Below are 16,897 nucleotides of genomic sequence, written 5' to 3'. Positions count from 1 at the left end.
TTGCGAAAGGAAAGTGCGGCAGGCTCTGGTGCCGCAACAGGACATGGAGTGCAGGAATAACGTATGGATATCGTATTCGACCAGGAGCTCATCTCCGCCAACCGCCGCCGCGCGCTGGCAAAGGGCGACGCCAAGGCCGCCTTCCTGCTCGACATCGCCGCCAACGAACTGGCCGAGCGATTGTCGCTGGTGGAACGCCGTTTCGAGGAGGCGGTGGAGATGCACGGCGCGACCGGCATCGCGGCACGTCTGGCGATGGCGTCCGGCAAGATCGGCCATATGACGCGCATCGAGACTGACGAACGGCCGGCCGTCGCCGGTGAGACCATCGTCGTCGCGCCGCCCGAACAGCTGCCGCTGGTTCCGGCCTCCGTCAATCTCGTGCTCTCGCCGCTGGGGCTGCACCTCACCAACGACACGCCGGGCGTTTTCATCCAGGTGCATCGCGCATTGCAGCCGGACGGGCTGTTCCTGGCAGCGATACCCGGCAACGGCACGCTGCAGGAATTGCGCGAGGTATTGCTGGCGACCGAGATCGAGATGTTCGGCGGCGCCAGTCCGCGCGTCATCCCCTTCCCCGATGTGCGCGATGTCGGGGGGCTGTTGCAGCGGGCGGGCTTTGCGCTGCCGGTCGTCGATGCCGAAAGCTATACGGTGCGATACGCCTCGCTGTTTCCGCTGATGCAGGACCTGCGCGCCATGGGCATGGGCAACCCGCTGGTCGACCGCAGCCGCCGACCGGTCGGACGCAGCTTCTTCCTGCGTGCCGCGGAATTATATGCCGAGCGCTTCGCCGATGCCGACGGACGGATTCGGGCGACATTCTCGATCATCTATGCATCGGGCTGGAAGCCGCATGAAAGCCAGCAGAAGCCATTGCGTCCGGGCTCCGCCAAGACGCGGCTGGCCGACGCGCTGAAGGTCGAGGAGCAGACCCTGAAGCCGTGATTACGGCGTGCTGACCTTGTTGGCAAAGAAGTTGAACATGTTCGAGAGATTGCTGCCGAGAAGACCGAGGCTGACGATCAGCGCAACGGCGATAAGGCCGGCAATCAGGCCGTATTCGATCGCTGTCGCGCCGATCTTGTCGTCAATGAGTTTCCGGACCACATGCATCGAAAATATCCTCTGATCTATACCGAAATCAGCGAACCCGATGCCCCCGGCACAGATCGGCTGCAAGCTGTTCAGCAGTTGCTATCGCTGCCATACCCCTGCACGACACAGACTGAACCGGGTTCGTTCTGCAGCACGCTGCGGCGGATCGTAAAGCGCTTGCCGCTTTCCGTCTTCGGAATGGAGCCCGTGGTGATGTTATCGAATTCGGGCGCGCTCGCAAGCACACTCGATTTCGACTTATCGGCCAGCATCGGCGTCAGGATCAGCGACAATGCAACTGCCGCCGTGCCGAAAAGCAGGGCAATATTCAGTGCGCCGGTCTTGCGAGACTGTGAAGTTGCCTGTTCTTTCTCGCGAACGGCCTTCCAGAAATCGTCGTCCATTGTGTCAAGCCTCGTTATGACCATGCCCATCGCTTGATTGAGGTCGATCTTTGCCAGAAGGTCTTAAACGATCTCTTAATATCCACAGGCAAAATGATCATAAAATCTTAAGTGAAGAAGTATTCACTAAATTAATGGCCTGTCACAGCAGGTCTTGCAGAAACGGGATCAGCGGTTCATCTGCAGGAGGCATGGGATAATCGCGAAGGGCCTGCGGCCGAACCCATTTCAGCCCCTGGCCCTCGCGGCCCTCGGGCGTGCCTTCGTAGCGGCGGCAGACATAGAGCGGCATCAGCAGGTGAAAACTGTCGTAGGTGTGGCTGGCAAAGGTTAACGGCGCGAGGCAGGCAATGCGCGTCGTGACGCCGAGCTCTTCCTCGAGTTCACGAATGAGACACTCTTCCGGCGTCTCGCCCGGCTCGACCTTGCCGCCCGGAAATTCCCACAGCCCGGCAAGGCTCTTGCCCTCGGGACGCTGCGCCAGGAGAATTCGGCCATCGGCATCGATCAGCGCGCATGCGGCCACCAGCAGGATCTTGCGCCCGACCGCGACGCTCACGACTGCGGCCTCCAGTAACGGTAACGGTAGGCCTCGCGAAATCCGATGCCGTCATAGAGCGCCAGCGCGGCATCGTTGCTGGCGGCGACCTGCAGCCAGGCAGTTTTTGCGCTGCGAGTCCGGGCCCAGCGGAGCGCCGAGGCGACGATCTCGATACCGAAGCCCTTGCGACGAAATGCCGGTGCCACCGACAACGACATCAGGCCCGCGAGGTCGTTGTCCTGCACACAAAGCGTCGTCGCCACCGGCCCGAGCTCCGGATCCTCGATGACGAAGAGGCCTGATGGCGGTTTGATGGAACTGACGACTTCGGCCAGCGCCGGCTTCAGCGCGGAATCGGAACCGTCGACCGAGAGGCTGGCATCGACATAGCGGCCGACATCGTGGCTCGGCAAATGGTCGAGCGTGTCGGGGAGGACGATATCCGCTAGATCGCAGGTCATTACGATCGTCTCTTCGAAGGCCTCCCAGTTTGTCTCGCGCAACAGCGTCATCAACACCGGTGGCGCCAGCGGCGTTTCACGCACCACCAGGGGGCGGCCATAGGCCTCGAACTTGCGCTGAGCCTTTTCCAGCCGGATCTCGACGTCGCGATGGTCGGAGGGGTCGAGCGGCACGATCGAGTTCAGTCGCTTCGAGGGATGCCCGGCCGTCAGTCGCACCTGCCAGCTGCCGTCGTATTGGATAGACGACGCCGGCCAGGCCCGAAAGCCAACGGCTTCGAGCCTGCGCACCAGCGGCAGGGGATTGGACAGGAATTGCAAGGGCATCAGACGCTATCAGCTCCGGTAGTCGCCGTTGATGGCAACATATTCCTTGGTGAGGTCGCAGGTCCAGACCGTGGCCCGGCCTTCCCCAAGTCCGAGCTCGACTTTGACCGGAATATCCTGGCGCTTCATGACTGCGGTCGCCGCATCTTCCGAATAGCCGGCATCGCGCTCGCCGTTGACGGCAACCCGGACATCGCCGAACCAGATGGCGAGCTTGTCGCGGTCTGCCATCTCGCCGGCCTTGCCGACGGCCATGACGATGCGGCCCCAGTTGGCATCTTCGCCGGCCGCAGCGGTCTTGACCAGTGGCGAGTTGGCGATGGACAGCGCAATGGTCTTGGCAGCGGCATCGCTCTCGGCACCGGTCACGGTGATTTCGAGCATCTTGGTTGCACCCTCGCCGTCCCGCACGACTTGCAGCGCGAGGTCCTTGAGCAGCGCATTCAGTGCCGTGCGGAAAGAGACGAGCCGCGGATCGCTGGCGGTCTCGACCCGCTTCTGGCCGTCGGCCGCAGTGGCGCCGGTCGCAAACAGCATCAGCGTATCGGAGGTCGACGTATCGCTGTCGACGGTCATCGAATTGAAGGTCGGGCCGACGCCATCTGACAGCAGTGCCTGCAGCGCCACCGGCGCGATATCTGCATCGGTGACGAGGAAGGACAGCATCGTCGCCATGTCGGGTGCGATCATCCCGGCGCCCTTGGCGATTCCGTTGATCGTGACCGCGATGCCGTCGATCTCGGCGCTCCGGGTAGCGACCTTCGGATAGGTATCGGTGGTCATGATCGCCTTGGCGGCTTCGAACCAGAAATCGCCCTTGGCATCGGACTGCATCTGGTCCAGCACGCCGGCAAATTTCGTGGCGTCCAGCGGTTCGCCGATGACGCCGGTCGAGGCCAGATAGACCTCGTTTTCGCTGCAGCCGACGGCGGATGCGGCCGATTTCGCGGTCAGCTCCGTCGCCTGGCGGCCCTTGACGCCGGTGAAGGCATTGGCGTTGCCGGAATTGACCACCACCGCGCGGGCGGTGCCGTGCGAGAGATTTTTACGGCAGAAATCGACGGGAGCAGACGGGCACTTCGACTTGGTGAAGACGCCGGCAACAGCGGCCGGTGCATCGAACACCATCATCAGCACATCGGTGCGGTTCTTGTACTTTATGCCGGCGGAGGCAGTCGCCATGCGCAGGCCGCGCAGCGCCGGCAGCGTGGCAAAGGTTGTCGGGGCAAGCGGGGATACGGAACCGGACATGGTGCACCTTTTTAGAATGGAAGACCCGGAATTACCGGGGCCATATGGATCGAGAGCTGCACTGCGTCCCGCCCGAAACACCCCTCATTCCTGTGCTTGTCACAGGAATCCAGCCATCGCGCGTCTGCGCGGTGAAAGGAGTCTTCTGCGTTCACGGACGTGAACGCACTGGATCCCCGCCACGAGGGCGAGGGTGAGGGAATGAGAACTCCCGTCACAATCACCCTTTGAACGAAGGTTAGCACGGCTTCGCTCTTTCATCAAAAATCAGGGCCCGGATGAACCGGGCCCTGATCGCAATGTATGTGTCTTACTGCTTGGGCGCGTCAGCGGCCGGCGCATCAGCTGCAGGTGCGTCGGGAGTGGCAGGTGCCGCATCCGGCTGCTGCTGCTGCTTGTCCGCATCGGCATAGGCCTTGGCCAGCGCCGGATCGGAGATCTCGACCTTGGAAGCTGCCTTGGCAGTCTTCAGCAGTTCGAGATACTTGTCACGCATGACCAGCTGCTTGACCTGGTCCTTCACCTGGTCGAAGGGCGGAGGAGGCGCATCGCGCTTGTCTTCAACCTTGATGACGTGATAGCCGAAATCGGTCTTCACAGGTGTCTTCGAATAGGTGCCGACCGGCATCGAGAAGGCTGCGTCGTCAAATTCCTTGACCATGCGGCCGCGCTGGAAATAGCCAAGATCGCCGCCGTCCGACTTGTTCGGATCGGTCGACTTTTCCTTCGCCACTTCAGCGAAATCCTTACCGGCGTCGAGTTCCTTGATGACTTCCTTGGCCTCGTCCTCGGTCTTCACCAGGATGTGGCGGGCGTGCACTTCTTCCTGCTTCGGCAGGGCAGCGACTTCCTTGTCGTAGCGCGCCTTGACTTCGGCATCCGTCACGACGTCGACGACGTGCTTCTTGAAGTAGGCATTATGCAGTTCGCGGTCCTGGAGATAGGCCATGCGGGTCTTGAAGTCAGGAGTGTCCTGCAGCTTCTCGGCAAGCGCATCCTTGGCCAGCAGCTTGACGTCGATGGCGGCCGAAAGTGCGGCGACCTTCTTCTGGTCGTCTGGCAACTGGGCCAGCTGCGGGTCGAGGTTGGAGATGGCAAGGTCGAGTTCGGACTGGTGGATCTCGAGGTCGCCTACCTTGGCAACGACGGCGTCTGCAGCAAAGGCCGGGGCCTGGAAAGCAACGATCGCAGCAAAGGCGACAGCTGCAGCAAGTTTATGGTATCGCGACATGAAATTACCCTTTTGAAGTTCCCACCGGCTTCAGCATGCGCGAATCCGGCCTGAAAGTAGCCTTCACCATCAGAATGTGGCCTTTGTGTATCGGCCAATCCCGTTGACATCAATCGACCCCCCTCTTATCTGTCACGCAACCTTGCGTCCAGAACAGTTTCCGGCCGTTTCGGGTCAATCGGCCGATTTTTTTGGGACGGCGATTGCAGAAACGGCGGGATGTAAATTCAGAAAGGGCCAGTCATATGGTCAGCTTTGGTGGAATTGCCCGAAAGTTGTTTGGCTCGTCGAACGAGCGGCGTGTCCGCGTGTTCACGCCAAATGTTGCGGCGATCAACGCGCTCGAAGAGGGCATGCGCAAGCTGTCCGACGAAGAGCTTGCCGCCAAGACGGTGGAGTTCCGCCAACAACTCGCAAATGGCAAGACGCTCGATGATCTCCTCGTTCCGGCATTCGCCGTTGCCCGCGAAGCATCGCGCCGCGTGCTCGGCATGCGCCCGTTCGACGTCCAGCTGATCGGCGGCATGATCCTGCATTCCAACGCCATCGCCGAGATGAAGACGGGCGAAGGCAAGACGCTCGTCGGCACGTTGCCGGTCTATCTGAATGCGTTGCTCGGCAAGGGCGTGCATGTCGTCACCGTCAACGACTACCTCGCCCAGCGCGATAGCGCGACCATGGCGCGGCTCTACAGCTTCCTCGGCCTCACCACCGGCGTGATCGTTCACGGCATGTCGGATGAGGAACGCAAGGAAGCTTACGCCTGCGACATCACCTACGCCACCAACAATGAGCTCGGCTTCGACTATCTGCGCGACAACATGAAGTACGAGCGCGCCCAGATGGTCCAGCGCGAACATTATTACGCCATCGTCGACGAAGTCGACTCGATTCTGGTTGATGAAGCGCGCACCCCGCTGATCATCTCCGGACCGCTCGACGACCGCTCGGACCTCTACACCACCATCGACGCCTTCATTCCGCAGCTCTCCGAAGAAGACTACGAAATCGACGAGAAGCAGCGCTCGGCCAATTTCTCCGAAGTCGGCACAGAGAAGCTCGAAAATCTCCTTCGCGAAGCCGGCCTGCTGAAGGGCAATGCGCTTTACGACATCGAAAACGTGGCGATCGTCCACCACATCAACAATGCGCTGAAAGCCTACAAGCTGTTCAGCCGCGACAAGGACTACATCGTCCGCAACGACGAAGTTGTCATCATCGACGAATTCACCGGCCGCATGATGCCGGGCCGCCGCTATTCGGACGGCCAGCACCAGGCGCTCGAAGCCAAGGAACGGGTCAAGATCCAGCCTGAAAACCAGACGCTGGCGCAGATCACCTTCCAGAACTATTTCCGCATGTACGACAAGCTCGCCGGCATGACCGGTACGGCGCAGACGGAAGCCGAGGAATTCGGCAACATCTACAACCTCGAAGTCATCGAAGTCCCGACCAACCTGCCGATCAAGCGCATCGACCAGGACGACGAGGTCTACCGGACGTTCGAGGAAAAGTTCAACGCCATCACCGCCGATATCATCGAGGCGCACAAGCGCGGCCAGCCGGTGCTGGTCGGCACGACGTCGATCGAGAAGTCGGAGCTGCTGGCCGAGCGGATGCGCAGCCAGGGCTTCACCCAGTTCCACATCCTCAACGCCCGTTACCATGAACAGGAAGCCTATATCGTCGCCCAGGCCGGCGTTCCCGGCGGCGTGACGATCGCTACCAACATGGCTGGCCGCGGCACCGACATCCAGCTCGGCGGCAACCTCGAGATGCGCGTCGAGCGCGAGCTTGGCGACATGGAGCCCGGCCCCGAAAAGGACGCCGCCATCCAGGCCATCGCCGAGGAGATCAAGGTCCTGAAGCAGAAGGCCATCGACGCCGGCGGCCTCTACGTCATCGCTACCGAACGCCACGAAAGCCGTCGCATCGACAACCAGCTGCGCGGCCGCTCTGGCCGCCAGGGCGACCCGGGCCGCTCGAAGTTCTACCTGTCGCTCCAGGACGACCTGATGCGCATCTTCGGCTCCGACCGGATGGACGGCATGCTGCAGAAGCTCGGCCTGAAAGAGGGAGAGGCGATTGTCCACCCCTGGATCAACAAGGCCCTGGAACGCGCCCAGAAGAAGGTCGAAGCCCGCAACTTCGACATCCGCAAGAACCTCCTGAAGTATGACGACGTGCTCAACGATCAGCGCAAGGTGATCTTCGAACAGCGCGTCGAACTGATGGAAGCGACGAATATCTCCGAAACCATCGCCGACATGCGCCACGAGGCCATCGAGGAGCTGGTTGCCAAGCACATCCCCGAGCGCGCTTATGCCGAGCAGTGGGACATGGCCGGCCTGAAGGTCGAGATTGCCAACCTGCTCGATCTGGACCTGCCCGTCGAGGAATGGGCCAAGGAAGAAGGTATCGGCGAGGACGACATCCGCGAACGCCTGATCGAGATCGCCGACAAGGCTGCTGCCGAAAAGGCGGAGCGCTTCGGCCCCGAGATCATGCACTACGTGGAACGCTCGATCATCCTGCAGACGCTGGATGGCCTGTGGCGCGAGCATATCGTCAATCTCGACCACCTGCGCTCGGTCGTCGGATTCCGCGGATATGCCCAGCGCGACCCGCTGCAGGAATACAAGTCGGAATCGTTCGAGCTTTTCCAGTCGCTTCTCAACAACCTGCGCCAGGCAGTCACGGCACAGCTGTCGCGCGTCGAGCTTGTACAGCAGCCACGCGAGCCGGAACCGATGCTGATGGAAGCCCATCACATCGACGCGACGACGGGAGAAGACGAATTTGCCCGCCTGCAGCCGCCGACAGACGTTGTCGTGCCGCCTGAAAACCGCGATCCGGACAACCCTGCCACTTGGGGCCGCGTTGGCCGCAACGAGCTCTGCCCTTGCGGCTCCGGGCGCAAGTACAAGCATTGCCACGGCGCCTTCGAATCGCAGTCGGACGAGGCGACCATCGTCTGACACCGGAATGCCGCCCACGGGCGGCATTTTCATATCGAGGCAGTTTCAATTCTTGCCACAACCTTTCCTTGCTTTCGCCCCATCCAAACCAACGCAATTGGGGAAAACGTCGGCCTGTTGCACTGTTTCTTAACCCTGTCAGGGTGAGAATGATGATCGTCTAAAACGGTATCCCGAGTATTGCGTGTGATCATGCCTGTCGTTGAAACAGCAGAAAAAATGCTGCCTGTGGACGTGCGGACAAGATTGTCCTCGGCGCTCCAGCAGCTTGCTGCTGTTCTGTCCGGCCGTGGCGAAAAAGATGCCTCCCGCCGCATGGCGATGGTCGCCTTCGTCATCCGCATTCTGAGCGCCGCGCTCGCCTTCGTCTCGCAGATCATCCTTGCCCGCATCATGGGCGAGTTCGAATACGGGATCTTCGTTTTTGTCTGGGTGCTGGTGGTGATCGCCGGCAACCTCTCCTGCATCGGCTTCCACACCGCTGTCATCCGCTTTCTCCCGCAGTACAAGGTCTCGGGCGACGATGCGCTGATCCGCGGCCTCACCAGCACGGCGCGCCGCTTTGCGCTGGCATCGGCCGGGGGATTGGCACTGGCCGGCATGATCGCGCTGCACTTCGGCGCCGGCTCGATTGCGCCCTATTACGCCATCCCGCTTTTCCTTGGATTGCTGATCATGCCGCTGATCGCGCTCGGCGACGTCCTCGACGGCACGTCGCGCGCCAATCACTGGCCCGTCATGGCGCTCAGCCCGACCTTCCTCGTCCGCCCGACGCTGATCCTAGTCTTCATGGTCGGCGGCGTCCTTCTGGGCGCACCCCACAGCGCCGTGACGGCCGCCGAGGCAGCGCTCGCCGCCACCTTCGTCACCACGGTCGGTCAATACCTCGCCGTCACCATCCGCCTGCGCCGCCATGTTCCGGCCGGCCCCCGGGAAATCCGCTTTTCGGCCTGGATGGCGGTCGCCTTTCCGATCTTCCTGATCGAGGGCGTCGGCTATCTCCTCACCAATTCCGATGTCATCGTCGTCGGCCTGTTCCTCGAGCCAGAGCAGGTCGCGATCTACTTTGCCGCGGCAAAGACCATGGCGCTGGTGCATTTCGTCTATTTCTCCGTCAAGGCCGCGGCCGGCCCCAGGTTTTCGGCGATCATCGCAGAGGGCGACAAGGCGAAGCTTGCCGCCTTTGCCACGGAGGCCACCCGCTGGGCATTCTGGCCGGCGCTGATCGTCGGTCTTTGTGTGCTGGCAGCCGGCAGCGAGTTGCTGTCGCTGTTCGGCACGGCGTTTACGGCAGGCCAGGTCGTCATGGCGATCCTGTTCGCCGGCATTCTCGCCAAGGCGCTGGTTGGGCCCGGCGAGGTGCTTCTGATGATGGCAGGCCATCAACGCCTGTGTGCTGCGCTTTACGGCATTGCGCTGGCCGCAAATGTCTGTCTCAATGTGGGACTAATACCGCGCCTCGGAATCGAGGGCGCGGCCATCGCTACGGCCTCGGCCATGGGCGTCGAGGCTGTATTGCTGCATCTGGCGGTTCGCTGGAAGCTCGGTATCGTACTGTTCGCCTTTGCCCGACCAACCAGAACAATGATTGTGAAGGCATTCCCCTGATGGCGCGTCCCCCGCTCAACGATGTCACCGACGGCAAGGTCAATCCGATGATGCACGAGCTCGCCTCGTTGCACTTCGACAACCTGCCGCGCCCGGACGCCCGCACCGATGTTGGCCGCCCCGGCCGCGAACTATGTCTTTATCCGGCTAAGCTTGGCTACGACCTGCAGGACGAGCTCGATTTCCTCTCCAACCGCGCCATGGAGCCGAACGTCTTTTTCTCGGCCCGTTTCCTGGCGCCAGCCATGCCTCGCATCGATGAACGGCAGATCCGGATGGCGCTCATTCGCGACAACAAGGGCACGAGCAGCAGGATGCGCTTGCTCATGCCGTTTTCCGTCGACAAGCCGGGCTTTGCCGTCGGTCCGTCGATCATCCGCGTCTGGGCCAACAATTTCGGCCCGCTCGGCACGCCGCTGGTGGATGGAGAAGAGGCGGCGGAGACGCTCGACAACCTGTTCGAAGGCCTGCTCCAGCACGCGCTGCAGCTGCCGACCACACTGGTGCTGCCAGACGTCAGGCTGAACGGACCCTTTGTCCGCCTGGCGAAGGCGGTTGCCATCGGCCGCAACCTGCCGGTCACCGTTGCCAACGCCTATGAGCGTCCGATGCTGCAAAGCACCGAGGACGCGCTGGATTATCTGGCGGCGGCGATTTCACCCGCTCACTTGCGGGAAATGCGCCGTCAGTGGCGGCAACTCGAAAGCCTCGGCGAACTCGTCTACAACGTCGCCCGCCAACCGTCCGATATCCACCGTCGGATGGAAGAATTCATGGCTCTGGAAGCCGGCGGCTGGAAGGGCAAGAAGCGCAGCGCCATGGTGCTCGACCGCCACCACGCGGCCTTTGCCCGCGAGGCGATCTCCAATCTCGCTAGCGTCGACGCTGTCCGGATCCATACCATTGACCTCGACGGCAAGGCCATTGCCTCGATGATCGTGCTGATGATGGGCGGCGAGGCCTACACATGGAAAACCGCGTTCGACGAAAGCTATGCGCGTTATTCGCCCGGCAAGCTGCTGATGGGCGAGCTCACCGAATTTCAGCTGGACGACCCCAACACCGTCCGCTCCGACTCCTGCGCCGTCGCCGATCATCCGATCATGAGCCGCTTCTGGCGGGAACGCGAAGAGATGGGCACGCTGGTCATCGGCCTCACCCAGAACAGCGACCGTGACGTCCGCCAAGCCGCCGCTCAATTGCACATGTATCGCAGCACCCGCAACATGGCCAAGGCCCTGCGCGACCGGATTTTGTCGCTGACACGGCGGTAGGCGGCGGGCGCGGCGACGTCATAAACCGCTCAAACATCGTCCTGAATATCGAAGCGGATTACCTTGCCGCTTTCGATCCGGAAAATGTGCATTACAGTCTTGTCCCTGAGCCCATGCGTTTGCCCCTGGAGCGGCTGGCCGTCGAGATCGAACACCGACTGGATCACCTCGACTGCAACAGCACCATTTTCCTGCTCCGAAAATTTCAAGGGCTCGACATGCGGGCTGACGACGGCCCATTGGGCTGTCCAATAGGCGCGCAGTCCCTCGTGACCGTGGACGTGACCCCCATTCATGCCGTTGGCCCAGGCAACGTTCCCGGCAAGCTTGCCAAGGACACCGTCGATATCCCGGGCGTTGAAACGATCGTAAAGGCCCCTGATCAGGTCGGCGTTGTTGTCTGACATCGTCATTTCCCCCGGAACGGTTTGAAGTGCTCGCAGGGCTCGTCAATCGATATTGCCGACAGCCCACTAAGGAGATATATACGTGCATATTTATCTGGGTCAAGCAAGGTCAGGAAATCAACGACATGGATGAAAAAGTATTGTCGACGCCGGGGCATCTCATCGGCCTTGCGGCACGCGCCTTTGCGCGGCTGAGCGAAACCCGGCTGAAACCGCTGGGCTTTGGCGTCGGCCATTTGCCGGTACTGGTCGCGCTGCGGGATGGCAAGGCGCATACCCAGCGTGACCTCGCCCGCTTCGCGAGGATCGAACAACCGCCCATGGCGCAGATGCTGGCCCGTATGGAGCGCGATGGCTTGATCGAACGCACCCGCGACCCGGCGGACGGGCGGAGCAGCCACATCGTGCTGACGAGCGACGCGCAAAAGCGGATGCCCGCAGCCATCGAGACGCTGTTTCAGGGAAACCGCGAGGCGCTGGCCGGCTTCACCCCGGCTGAAACAGCACAATTCGTCCACCTGCTGACCCGGCTCATCGAAAACCTGAACCAAATCACCAACCACGAACCACCTTCGGGGACATCGTAGGTACAGGTGGAGTGCTTTGCGTTGAAAGTCCTGGGTGAAGGCATGCGCGACCCGGCGAGCCGGCTTGTTGTCGCAGCGAAGGTCAAGCTAGCCGCACGCCCCTGCAGCAAGACTAGTTGAGGGAGGGAGAAGAGATTTGACGCCGGAACGTTTGCTGCGCGCGCACCAGCGTAAGCTTGAGACGGCGGCAGTAGAGATCGACCTCGTCTAAACGCGATAAATTGCAATAACCAAAAATTGTTTCAGACAGATCTTCCTTCTTGTCGCGTCTCTCGGCACGATGTGAATTCAATCGCTCGGGAGGAGCAAATGCGTGCGTTCTTGCTGATCCTCTTTGCCACGATTGCCGGTTTGCTCGCATCTCCATGCTATGCCATTTGCTTTCAATATCTTTCTATTCCTGACGATGCCGGACGACCCATCGAAATCGGTATTTGGTATCCCAGCACATCTTTGGCAGGTCCGATCACTGTCGGCATGATCGCTCAGAACGCTGCACTTGATGGAGAGATCGATGGCAGCGGTTTGCCGGTGGTGATTTTCTCGCATGGTAGCGCGGGATGGTTCGGAGACAGATCCGAAACGGCACAATTACTCGCCCAACAGGGTATGCTCGCCGTGTCGCTGACCTATCCCGGAGATAATTACAAGGACAGCAGCGACAAAGTTATTCGGAAGCTGACAAGCCGCCCCGTGGTCACCAGCCGCGTTATTGATTATTTGTTGAATGGTTGGAGCGGCAAAGATCATCTCGACGAGTCAAAAATAGGATTCTACGGCTTTTCAGCGGGCGGCTTCACGGGCCTTGTTGAACTCGGCGGCGTGCCGAATTGGACACTCTTCTCGCAGCATTGCACTGCCGATCCTACCGAGCCCGTCTGCACACAGGGTGGCGCAGCTTTTCTGTCGGGGCCCAAAGCTGCAGCAATGCCAAACTCGACTTGGCACCACGACTCCCGAATCAAGGCGGCTTTTCTCGTATCGCCGGGCTACAGCTTCGCGTTTGAGGCATCATCGCTGCAGAAAATGAAGCCGCCCGTCGAACTTTGGGGAGGCAGCAACGATGAGTTCGTGCCGTTTTCAACCAATGTGCATTACCTGATAGAACATATGCCTGATGTTCTACAGACACGTGAGGTCGAGAACGCCAGACACTATTCCTTCCTTCGCCCCTGCAGCGCTGCAATGCAGGCAAAAAATCCCGAAATATGTTCCGATTTACCGGGGTTTGACCGCCTCGCATTTCAGCAAGATCTAAATTCCGAGCTGGTTCGTTTCTTCCAATCCGAACTCGTAAAAAAGGGTCACAATTAGGCAACAAGCTGCTAGCGCCGCCACCGCCTCTTGTTCCCCGTCGCATCGCCTGAAACATTCGCTTTTCTTGGGCTGAGAAGCCGCGATTGGCCTTACCCTGTCTGGAACCCTTGACGATGGCAGAAACTCCGCCGCTGACGTTTGTGACACCGCGTTTGACATTGCGAGGTGCCCGCGCCGAGGACGCCGGCTCGCTGTTTGAGGAATATACGGGAAGAGCAGAGGCATCTCGATATCTGCAACGCAAGGCGCATCGCTCACAAGCTCATACAGTGTCCATCATTGATGCCTGCGGAGAGAATAACTGGGCGGCAACGCGTCGCTTCGGCTGGAGCGTTATCCCCCATGATTGCAAGAGGGCCATCGGACTATTTTACCTTTTCGTCGATAGCGGAGATGCCGAAATACACTACGGCATCGGACCTGCCTTCTGGGGCCAGGGGCTGGCAACGGAGGCCGGGATTGCGATCATGGATTGGGTCGTCGATCGCTCTTCTCTGACCGAAGTGTCCACCTCCTGCGCCACGGACCACCTTGCCAGCCTCCGCGTTCTCGAAAAGATAGGTCTTCGTCGCATCAAGCTGCTTCTAGGCGGACTTCTGCTCGGATCGACCGGCAAGCCTGCGGATGCGTGGCTCTATGCATGGTCACGGTCCTGATGCCTTCCCCTCAATTCTGCGTGACCGCACTATCCCCTGGCAGCCCTACGGCCTAGCTTTTGCAGCAACGTTGGCCTGCCGCCAGATCGTCGGGCCCGTACAAGCACCGCAGGAGCAAAGCCATGGACTATGTCAAATTCGGCCCGACCGGCCTCGAGGTATCGCGCATCTGTCTCGGCTGCATGACCTATGGCGAGCCGGACCGGGGCAACCATGCGTGGACGCTGAGCGAGGAGGGGAGCCGTCCGCTGCTGCGCCAGGCCGTCGAGCTCGGGATCAATTTCTGGGATACGGCCAACGCCTATTCGGACGGCAGTTCGGAAGAGATTGTCGGACGCGCGATCAAGGATTTCTCCCGGCGCGAGGACATCGTGCTGGCGACAAAGGTGTTCAACCGCATGCGTCCGGGCCCGAACGGCGCCGGCCTGTCGCGCAAGGCGATCTTCGACGAGATCGACAACAGTCTGCGCCGGCTCGGCACCGATTACGTCGATCTCTACCAGATCCACCGTTTCGACCATGCCACGCCCATCGAGGAAACGCTGGAGGCGCTGCACGATGTGGTGAAGGCCGGCAAGGCCCGTTATATCGGCGCCTCCTCGATGCACGCCTGGGAATTCGCCAAAGCGGTATACACCTCGCGGCTGCACGGCTGGACCCAGTTTGTCAGCATGCAAGATCACCTCAACCTGCTCTACCGCGAGGAGGAGCGCGAGATGCTGCCCTTCTGCGAGGACCAGAAAATCGCCGTCATCCCCTGGAGCCCGCTGGCGCGCGGCCGCCTCACCCGCGACTGGAACGAGAGCACGTCCCGCCAGGAGAGCGACCAGTTCGGCAAGACGCTCTATAACCAGGCAGTCGAGAGCGACAGGCAGATCATCGATGCCGTCGGCGCACTCGCCAAGGCACGTGGCGTCTCCCGCGCCCAGATCGGCATCGCCTGGATCGCCCAGAAGAGCGCAGTCACCGCGCCCATCGTCGGCGCATCCAAACCGCACCATCTGACGGACGCCGTGGCCGCCCTTTCGGTGAAGCTGACGGCAGAAGAAATCGCTACACTGGAGGCTCCATATGTGCCGCGCGGTATTGCCGGGTTCGCCTGAGATTTCTTCGAGAGGGCCGCGCTTGCTCCTGCGTCGGCTTCGCTGGCGATTTCCAACTCAGCTAGATTGGATGAACGGGGCATGGCAAGAAATCATTGGCTTAGCCCGAGGTAAGGTCTCTCCGGCAAAGGCCACCTGCCCGCTCGAGGGCAGATGTCATGAAACGCCAGATGGCGATCGGCTATAGTGGATCGTCACGTCTTGTCCCGGCATCCAAGGATCTCCCCATGTCCACCGTCCCCTTCGAGGCCCGCCGCTTCCAGTCCACGGCCGAGTATTACCTGCGCTACCGCGTTCCCTATCCGGACACGCTGATTGCCCGCGTCGCCAACCGTTGCGGCCTGCAGATCGGAGATCCGCTGCTCGATCTCGGCTGCGGACCGGCCCAGCTCGGCATCGCCTTTGCTCACCTGGGCGCCAGGGTGACGGCGATGGATCCGGAGCCGGAAATGCTGTCTGCTGCGACAGAAGGCGCCCGGGAAGCCGGCGTCGAGATGACCGTGCAGCAGGGCTCTTCCTACGACCTCGGCCCGGATATCGGTCCCCTCAAGCTTGCGGTGATGGGCCGCTCCTTCCACTGGATGGATCGACCTGCGACGCTGGAAGCGCTCGACCGGCTGATCGTGCCGGGCGGCGCGGTCGTGCTGTTCCACGCCACCCATCTCGCCATGGTCCCGGACGGCCGCAAGATCATCCAGCAGCTTGCCGAAAAATTCTCGCCGGAGCGCAGCGCCGACAGCGCCATCCGGCAGAGCAGCGAATGGCCGCGGCACGAAAGCATCCTGCTCCGCTCCACCTTCAACAATCTCAAGAGCATCGGTATCATCCGTGAGCGCAACATCGGCATCGACGATCTCGTCGGCCGCGCTCTTTCCATGTCCACCACCTCGCCCCAGGCGCTTGGCGAAAAAGCCGGTGCCTTCGAGGCAGCGGCGCGTACCGCGCTGACGGAGGCTGCACCCGATGGCAAATTTACCGAGATCGTCGAATCGACCGCCCTGCTCGCCTTTCGCGATTGACCGGCGGGAGCAACAACTAGACCTGCTGGCGTGACAGTTGCCGGTGGGTAGCCGCCAGAAACTCGTCGGCCATCGCCCCGTCGTCCATGGTGCGCGCCAGGATGACCGCACCCATCATCGCTGCAAGCGTGCTCAGCGCATTTGCGCGACGCGCCTCTGGCGTCTCGCCTGCAACGATCTCGGCCAGCACATCGACCAGATCCGTCAGGCCGCCTGAAAAGGTCGATTGCAAGCCGGCGCCCTGGCGGCTGACCTCCTGCGTCAACGAGGCGAAGACGCAGGCGCGGCTCTGCAGATTGCGGCGCGACAGGTAATGTTGCAGCAAAGCCTCCAGCGGATCGCCCTCTGCCTTCTCGACGATCTGCCGCCAGCGATCCCGGGTCTTTTCGACCAGTATCCTGCTTGCCTCGAAGGCCAGCTTCTCCTTCGATTCGAAGTGCCCGTAGAAACCGCCATGGGTCAGCCCCGCAGCCTTCATGATATCGGCAACGCCGATCCCGTCGAAACCCTTCTCTCGAAACAGGTCGCAGGCAGCCTCCAGGATCAAGGCCCGGTTTTCAGCAAATTTTTCGCGGCTCACGCGCATCGGCCTGCCTCATTAAAATCGTTGCTTGACAATTTACATGACGACCATC

Annotated in this window: 16 protein-coding genes and 1 pseudogene; 9 read left to right on the top strand and 8 right to left on the bottom strand. The window is 61.2% G+C overall.

The genetic code is table 11. The annotated features are described in order from the left end of the window. Positions 1-63: 63 nt before the first annotated feature. Positions 64-948 carry a class I SAM-dependent methyltransferase gene (locus tag J5278_RS03480; RefSeq protein WP_209185054.1) on the top strand — a complete coding sequence of 295 codons (885 nt, stop codon included), beginning with the start codon at positions 64-66 and terminating at the stop codon, positions 946-948. Here the strand turns inward: J5278_RS03480 and J5278_RS03475 are convergent, their stop codons facing one another. The 6 genes and pseudogenes from J5278_RS03475 to J5278_RS03450 form a co-directional block, all read right to left on the bottom strand. Further along, the gene (locus tag J5278_RS03475; protein ID WP_142824817.1) at positions 949-1,116 is read right to left on the bottom strand and encodes a Flp family type IVb pilin; all 168 of its coding nucleotides are present in this window, start codon (positions 1,114-1,116) and stop codon (positions 949-951) included. 71 nt (positions 1,117-1,187) lie between these two features. Beyond that, positions 1,188-1,502 (bottom strand): hypothetical protein, encoded by a 315-nt coding sequence (locus tag J5278_RS03470; protein ID WP_142828803.1) that lies wholly within the window; start codon positions 1,500-1,502, stop codon positions 1,188-1,190. Between the two features lie 142 nt (positions 1,503-1,644). Then, the gene (gene mutT / locus J5278_RS03465; protein WP_209185055.1) at positions 1,645-2,061 is read right to left on the bottom strand and encodes an 8-oxo-dGTP diphosphatase MutT; all 417 of its coding nucleotides are present in this window, start codon (positions 2,059-2,061) and stop codon (positions 1,645-1,647) included. After that, positions 2,058-2,872 (bottom strand): annotated as a pseudogene (locus J5278_RS03460) (GNAT family N-acetyltransferase). The gene mutT and the pseudogene J5278_RS03460 overlap by 4 nt, the downstream one beginning before the upstream one ends. Further along, a complete protein-coding gene (gene argJ, locus J5278_RS03455) occupies positions 2,841-4,082 on the bottom strand; it encodes a bifunctional glutamate N-acetyltransferase/amino-acid acetyltransferase ArgJ (RefSeq protein WP_209185057.1) in 1,242 nt (413 codons plus the stop codon). Before argJ ends, J5278_RS03460 begins: the two are co-directional and overlap by 32 nt. Positions 4,083-4,392: 310 nt before the next feature. Then, positions 4,393-5,313: a peptidylprolyl isomerase gene (locus tag J5278_RS03450; RefSeq protein WP_209185058.1), complete on the bottom strand. Its 921-nt coding sequence runs from the start codon at positions 5,311-5,313 to the stop codon at positions 4,393-4,395. A gap of 245 nt (positions 5,314-5,558) precedes the next feature. Here J5278_RS03450 and secA point away from each other — a divergent pair, with 245 nt between their 5' ends. From secA to J5278_RS03435, 3 genes are all read left to right on the top strand, one after another. Then, positions 5,559-8,291 (top strand): preprotein translocase subunit SecA, encoded by a 2,733-nt coding sequence (gene secA / locus J5278_RS03445; RefSeq protein WP_142824811.1) that lies wholly within the window; start codon positions 5,559-5,561, stop codon positions 8,289-8,291. 192 nt (positions 8,292-8,483) lie between these two features. Then, positions 8,484-9,899: a lipopolysaccharide biosynthesis protein gene (locus J5278_RS03440; RefSeq protein WP_209185059.1), complete on the top strand. Its 1,416-nt coding sequence runs from the start codon at positions 8,484-8,486 to the stop codon at positions 9,897-9,899. After that, positions 9,899-11,173, top strand: a complete 1,275-nt coding sequence (locus J5278_RS03435; protein ID WP_374108255.1) for a GNAT family N-acetyltransferase — start codon at positions 9,899-9,901, stop codon at positions 11,171-11,173. The genes J5278_RS03440 and J5278_RS03435 overlap by 1 nt, the downstream gene beginning before the upstream one ends. 29 nt (positions 11,174-11,202) lie before the next feature. Here J5278_RS03435 and J5278_RS03430 read toward each other — a convergent pair whose 3' ends face one another. Continuing rightward, positions 11,203-11,580, bottom strand: a complete 378-nt coding sequence (locus J5278_RS03430) for a nuclear transport factor 2 family protein (RefSeq protein ID WP_209185060.1) — start codon at positions 11,578-11,580, stop codon at positions 11,203-11,205. A gap of 125 nt (positions 11,581-11,705) precedes the next feature. On the opposite strand from J5278_RS03430, the gene J5278_RS03425 reads away from it, so the two are divergent. The 5 genes from J5278_RS03425 to J5278_RS03405 all read left to right on the top strand — a co-directional run bounded on the left by J5278_RS03425 (position 11,706) and on the right by J5278_RS03405 (position 16,262). Then, positions 11,706-12,167, top strand: coding sequence for a MarR family winged helix-turn-helix transcriptional regulator (locus tag J5278_RS03425; RefSeq protein WP_209185061.1), 462 nt, complete (start codon positions 11,706-11,708; stop codon positions 12,165-12,167). Between the two features lie 309 nt (positions 12,168-12,476). After that, on the top strand, positions 12,477-13,481 hold the full coding sequence (locus tag J5278_RS03420) for a hypothetical protein (protein ID WP_209185062.1): 1,005 nt from the start codon (positions 12,477-12,479) through the stop codon (positions 13,479-13,481). A gap of 116 nt (positions 13,482-13,597) precedes the next feature. After that, positions 13,598-14,140 (top strand): GNAT family N-acetyltransferase, encoded by a 543-nt coding sequence (locus J5278_RS03415; RefSeq protein WP_209185063.1) that lies wholly within the window; start codon positions 13,598-13,600, stop codon positions 14,138-14,140. A 122-nt stretch (positions 14,141-14,262) separates the two neighbouring features. Beyond that, positions 14,263-15,243 (top strand): aldo/keto reductase, encoded by a 981-nt coding sequence (locus tag J5278_RS03410; RefSeq protein ID WP_209185064.1) that lies wholly within the window; start codon positions 14,263-14,265, stop codon positions 15,241-15,243. 227 nt (positions 15,244-15,470) lie between these two features. Next, complete coding sequence (locus tag J5278_RS03405; protein WP_209185120.1) at positions 15,471-16,262, top strand: class I SAM-dependent methyltransferase; 792 nt, start codon at positions 15,471-15,473, stop codon at positions 16,260-16,262. A 16-nt stretch (positions 16,263-16,278) separates the two neighbouring features. Here the strand turns inward: J5278_RS03405 and J5278_RS03400 are convergent, their stop codons facing one another. Continuing rightward, positions 16,279-16,848 (bottom strand): TetR/AcrR family transcriptional regulator, encoded by a 570-nt coding sequence (locus J5278_RS03400; RefSeq protein ID WP_209185065.1) that lies wholly within the window; start codon positions 16,846-16,848, stop codon positions 16,279-16,281. Positions 16,849-16,897 lie beyond the last annotated feature (49 nt).

Origin of the sequence: Rhizobium sp. B21/90, assembly GCF_019355815.1 — a bacterium.
Classification (GTDB): domain Bacteria; phylum Pseudomonadota; class Alphaproteobacteria; order Rhizobiales; family Rhizobiaceae; genus Rhizobium; species Rhizobium rhododendri.
This window is presented reverse-complemented; position numbering and strand designations above follow the sequence as displayed.

Bases quoted from the DNA above. Each gene is read 5' to 3' on its own strand.
- J5278_RS03415 (WP_209185063.1), top strand. From the start codon at position 13,598: ATGGCAGAAACTCCGCCGCTGACGTTTGTGACACCGCGTTTGACATTG.
- J5278_RS03410 (WP_209185064.1), top strand. From the start codon at position 14,263: ATGGACTATGTCAAATTCGGCCCGACCGGCCTCGAGGTATCGCGCATC.
- J5278_RS03470 (WP_142828803.1), bottom strand. From the start codon at position 1,502: ATGGACGACGATTTCTGGAAGGCCGTTCGCGAGAAAGAACAGGCAACT.
- J5278_RS03430 (WP_209185060.1), bottom strand. From the start codon at position 11,580: ATGTCAGACAACAACGCCGACCTGATCAGGGGCCTTTACGATCGTTTC.
- J5278_RS03400 (WP_209185065.1), bottom strand. From the start codon at position 16,848: ATGCGCGTGAGCCGCGAAAAATTTGCTGAAAACCGGGCCTTGATCCTG.
- J5278_RS03450 (WP_209185058.1), bottom strand. From the start codon at position 5,313: ATGTCGCGATACCATAAACTTGCTGCAGCTGTCGCCTTTGCTGCGATC.
- J5278_RS03480 (WP_209185054.1), top strand. From the start codon at position 64: ATGGATATCGTATTCGACCAGGAGCTCATCTCCGCCAACCGCCGCCGC.
- J5278_RS03425 (WP_209185061.1), top strand. From the start codon at position 11,706: ATGGATGAAAAAGTATTGTCGACGCCGGGGCATCTCATCGGCCTTGCG.
- J5278_RS03440 (WP_209185059.1), top strand. From the start codon at position 8,484: ATGCCTGTCGTTGAAACAGCAGAAAAAATGCTGCCTGTGGACGTGCGG.
- argJ (WP_209185057.1), bottom strand. From the start codon at position 4,082: ATGTCCGGTTCCGTATCCCCGCTTGCCCCGACAACCTTTGCCACGCTG.
- J5278_RS03405 (WP_209185120.1), top strand. From the start codon at position 15,471: ATGTCCACCGTCCCCTTCGAGGCCCGCCGCTTCCAGTCCACGGCCGAG.
- J5278_RS03420 (WP_209185062.1), top strand. From the start codon at position 12,477: ATGCGTGCGTTCTTGCTGATCCTCTTTGCCACGATTGCCGGTTTGCTC.
- secA (WP_142824811.1), top strand. From the start codon at position 5,559: ATGGTCAGCTTTGGTGGAATTGCCCGAAAGTTGTTTGGCTCGTCGAAC.
- J5278_RS03475 (WP_142824817.1), bottom strand. From the start codon at position 1,116: ATGCATGTGGTCCGGAAACTCATTGACGACAAGATCGGCGCGACAGCG.
- J5278_RS03435 (WP_374108255.1), top strand. From the start codon at position 9,899: ATGGCGCGTCCCCCGCTCAACGATGTCACCGACGGCAAGGTCAATCCG.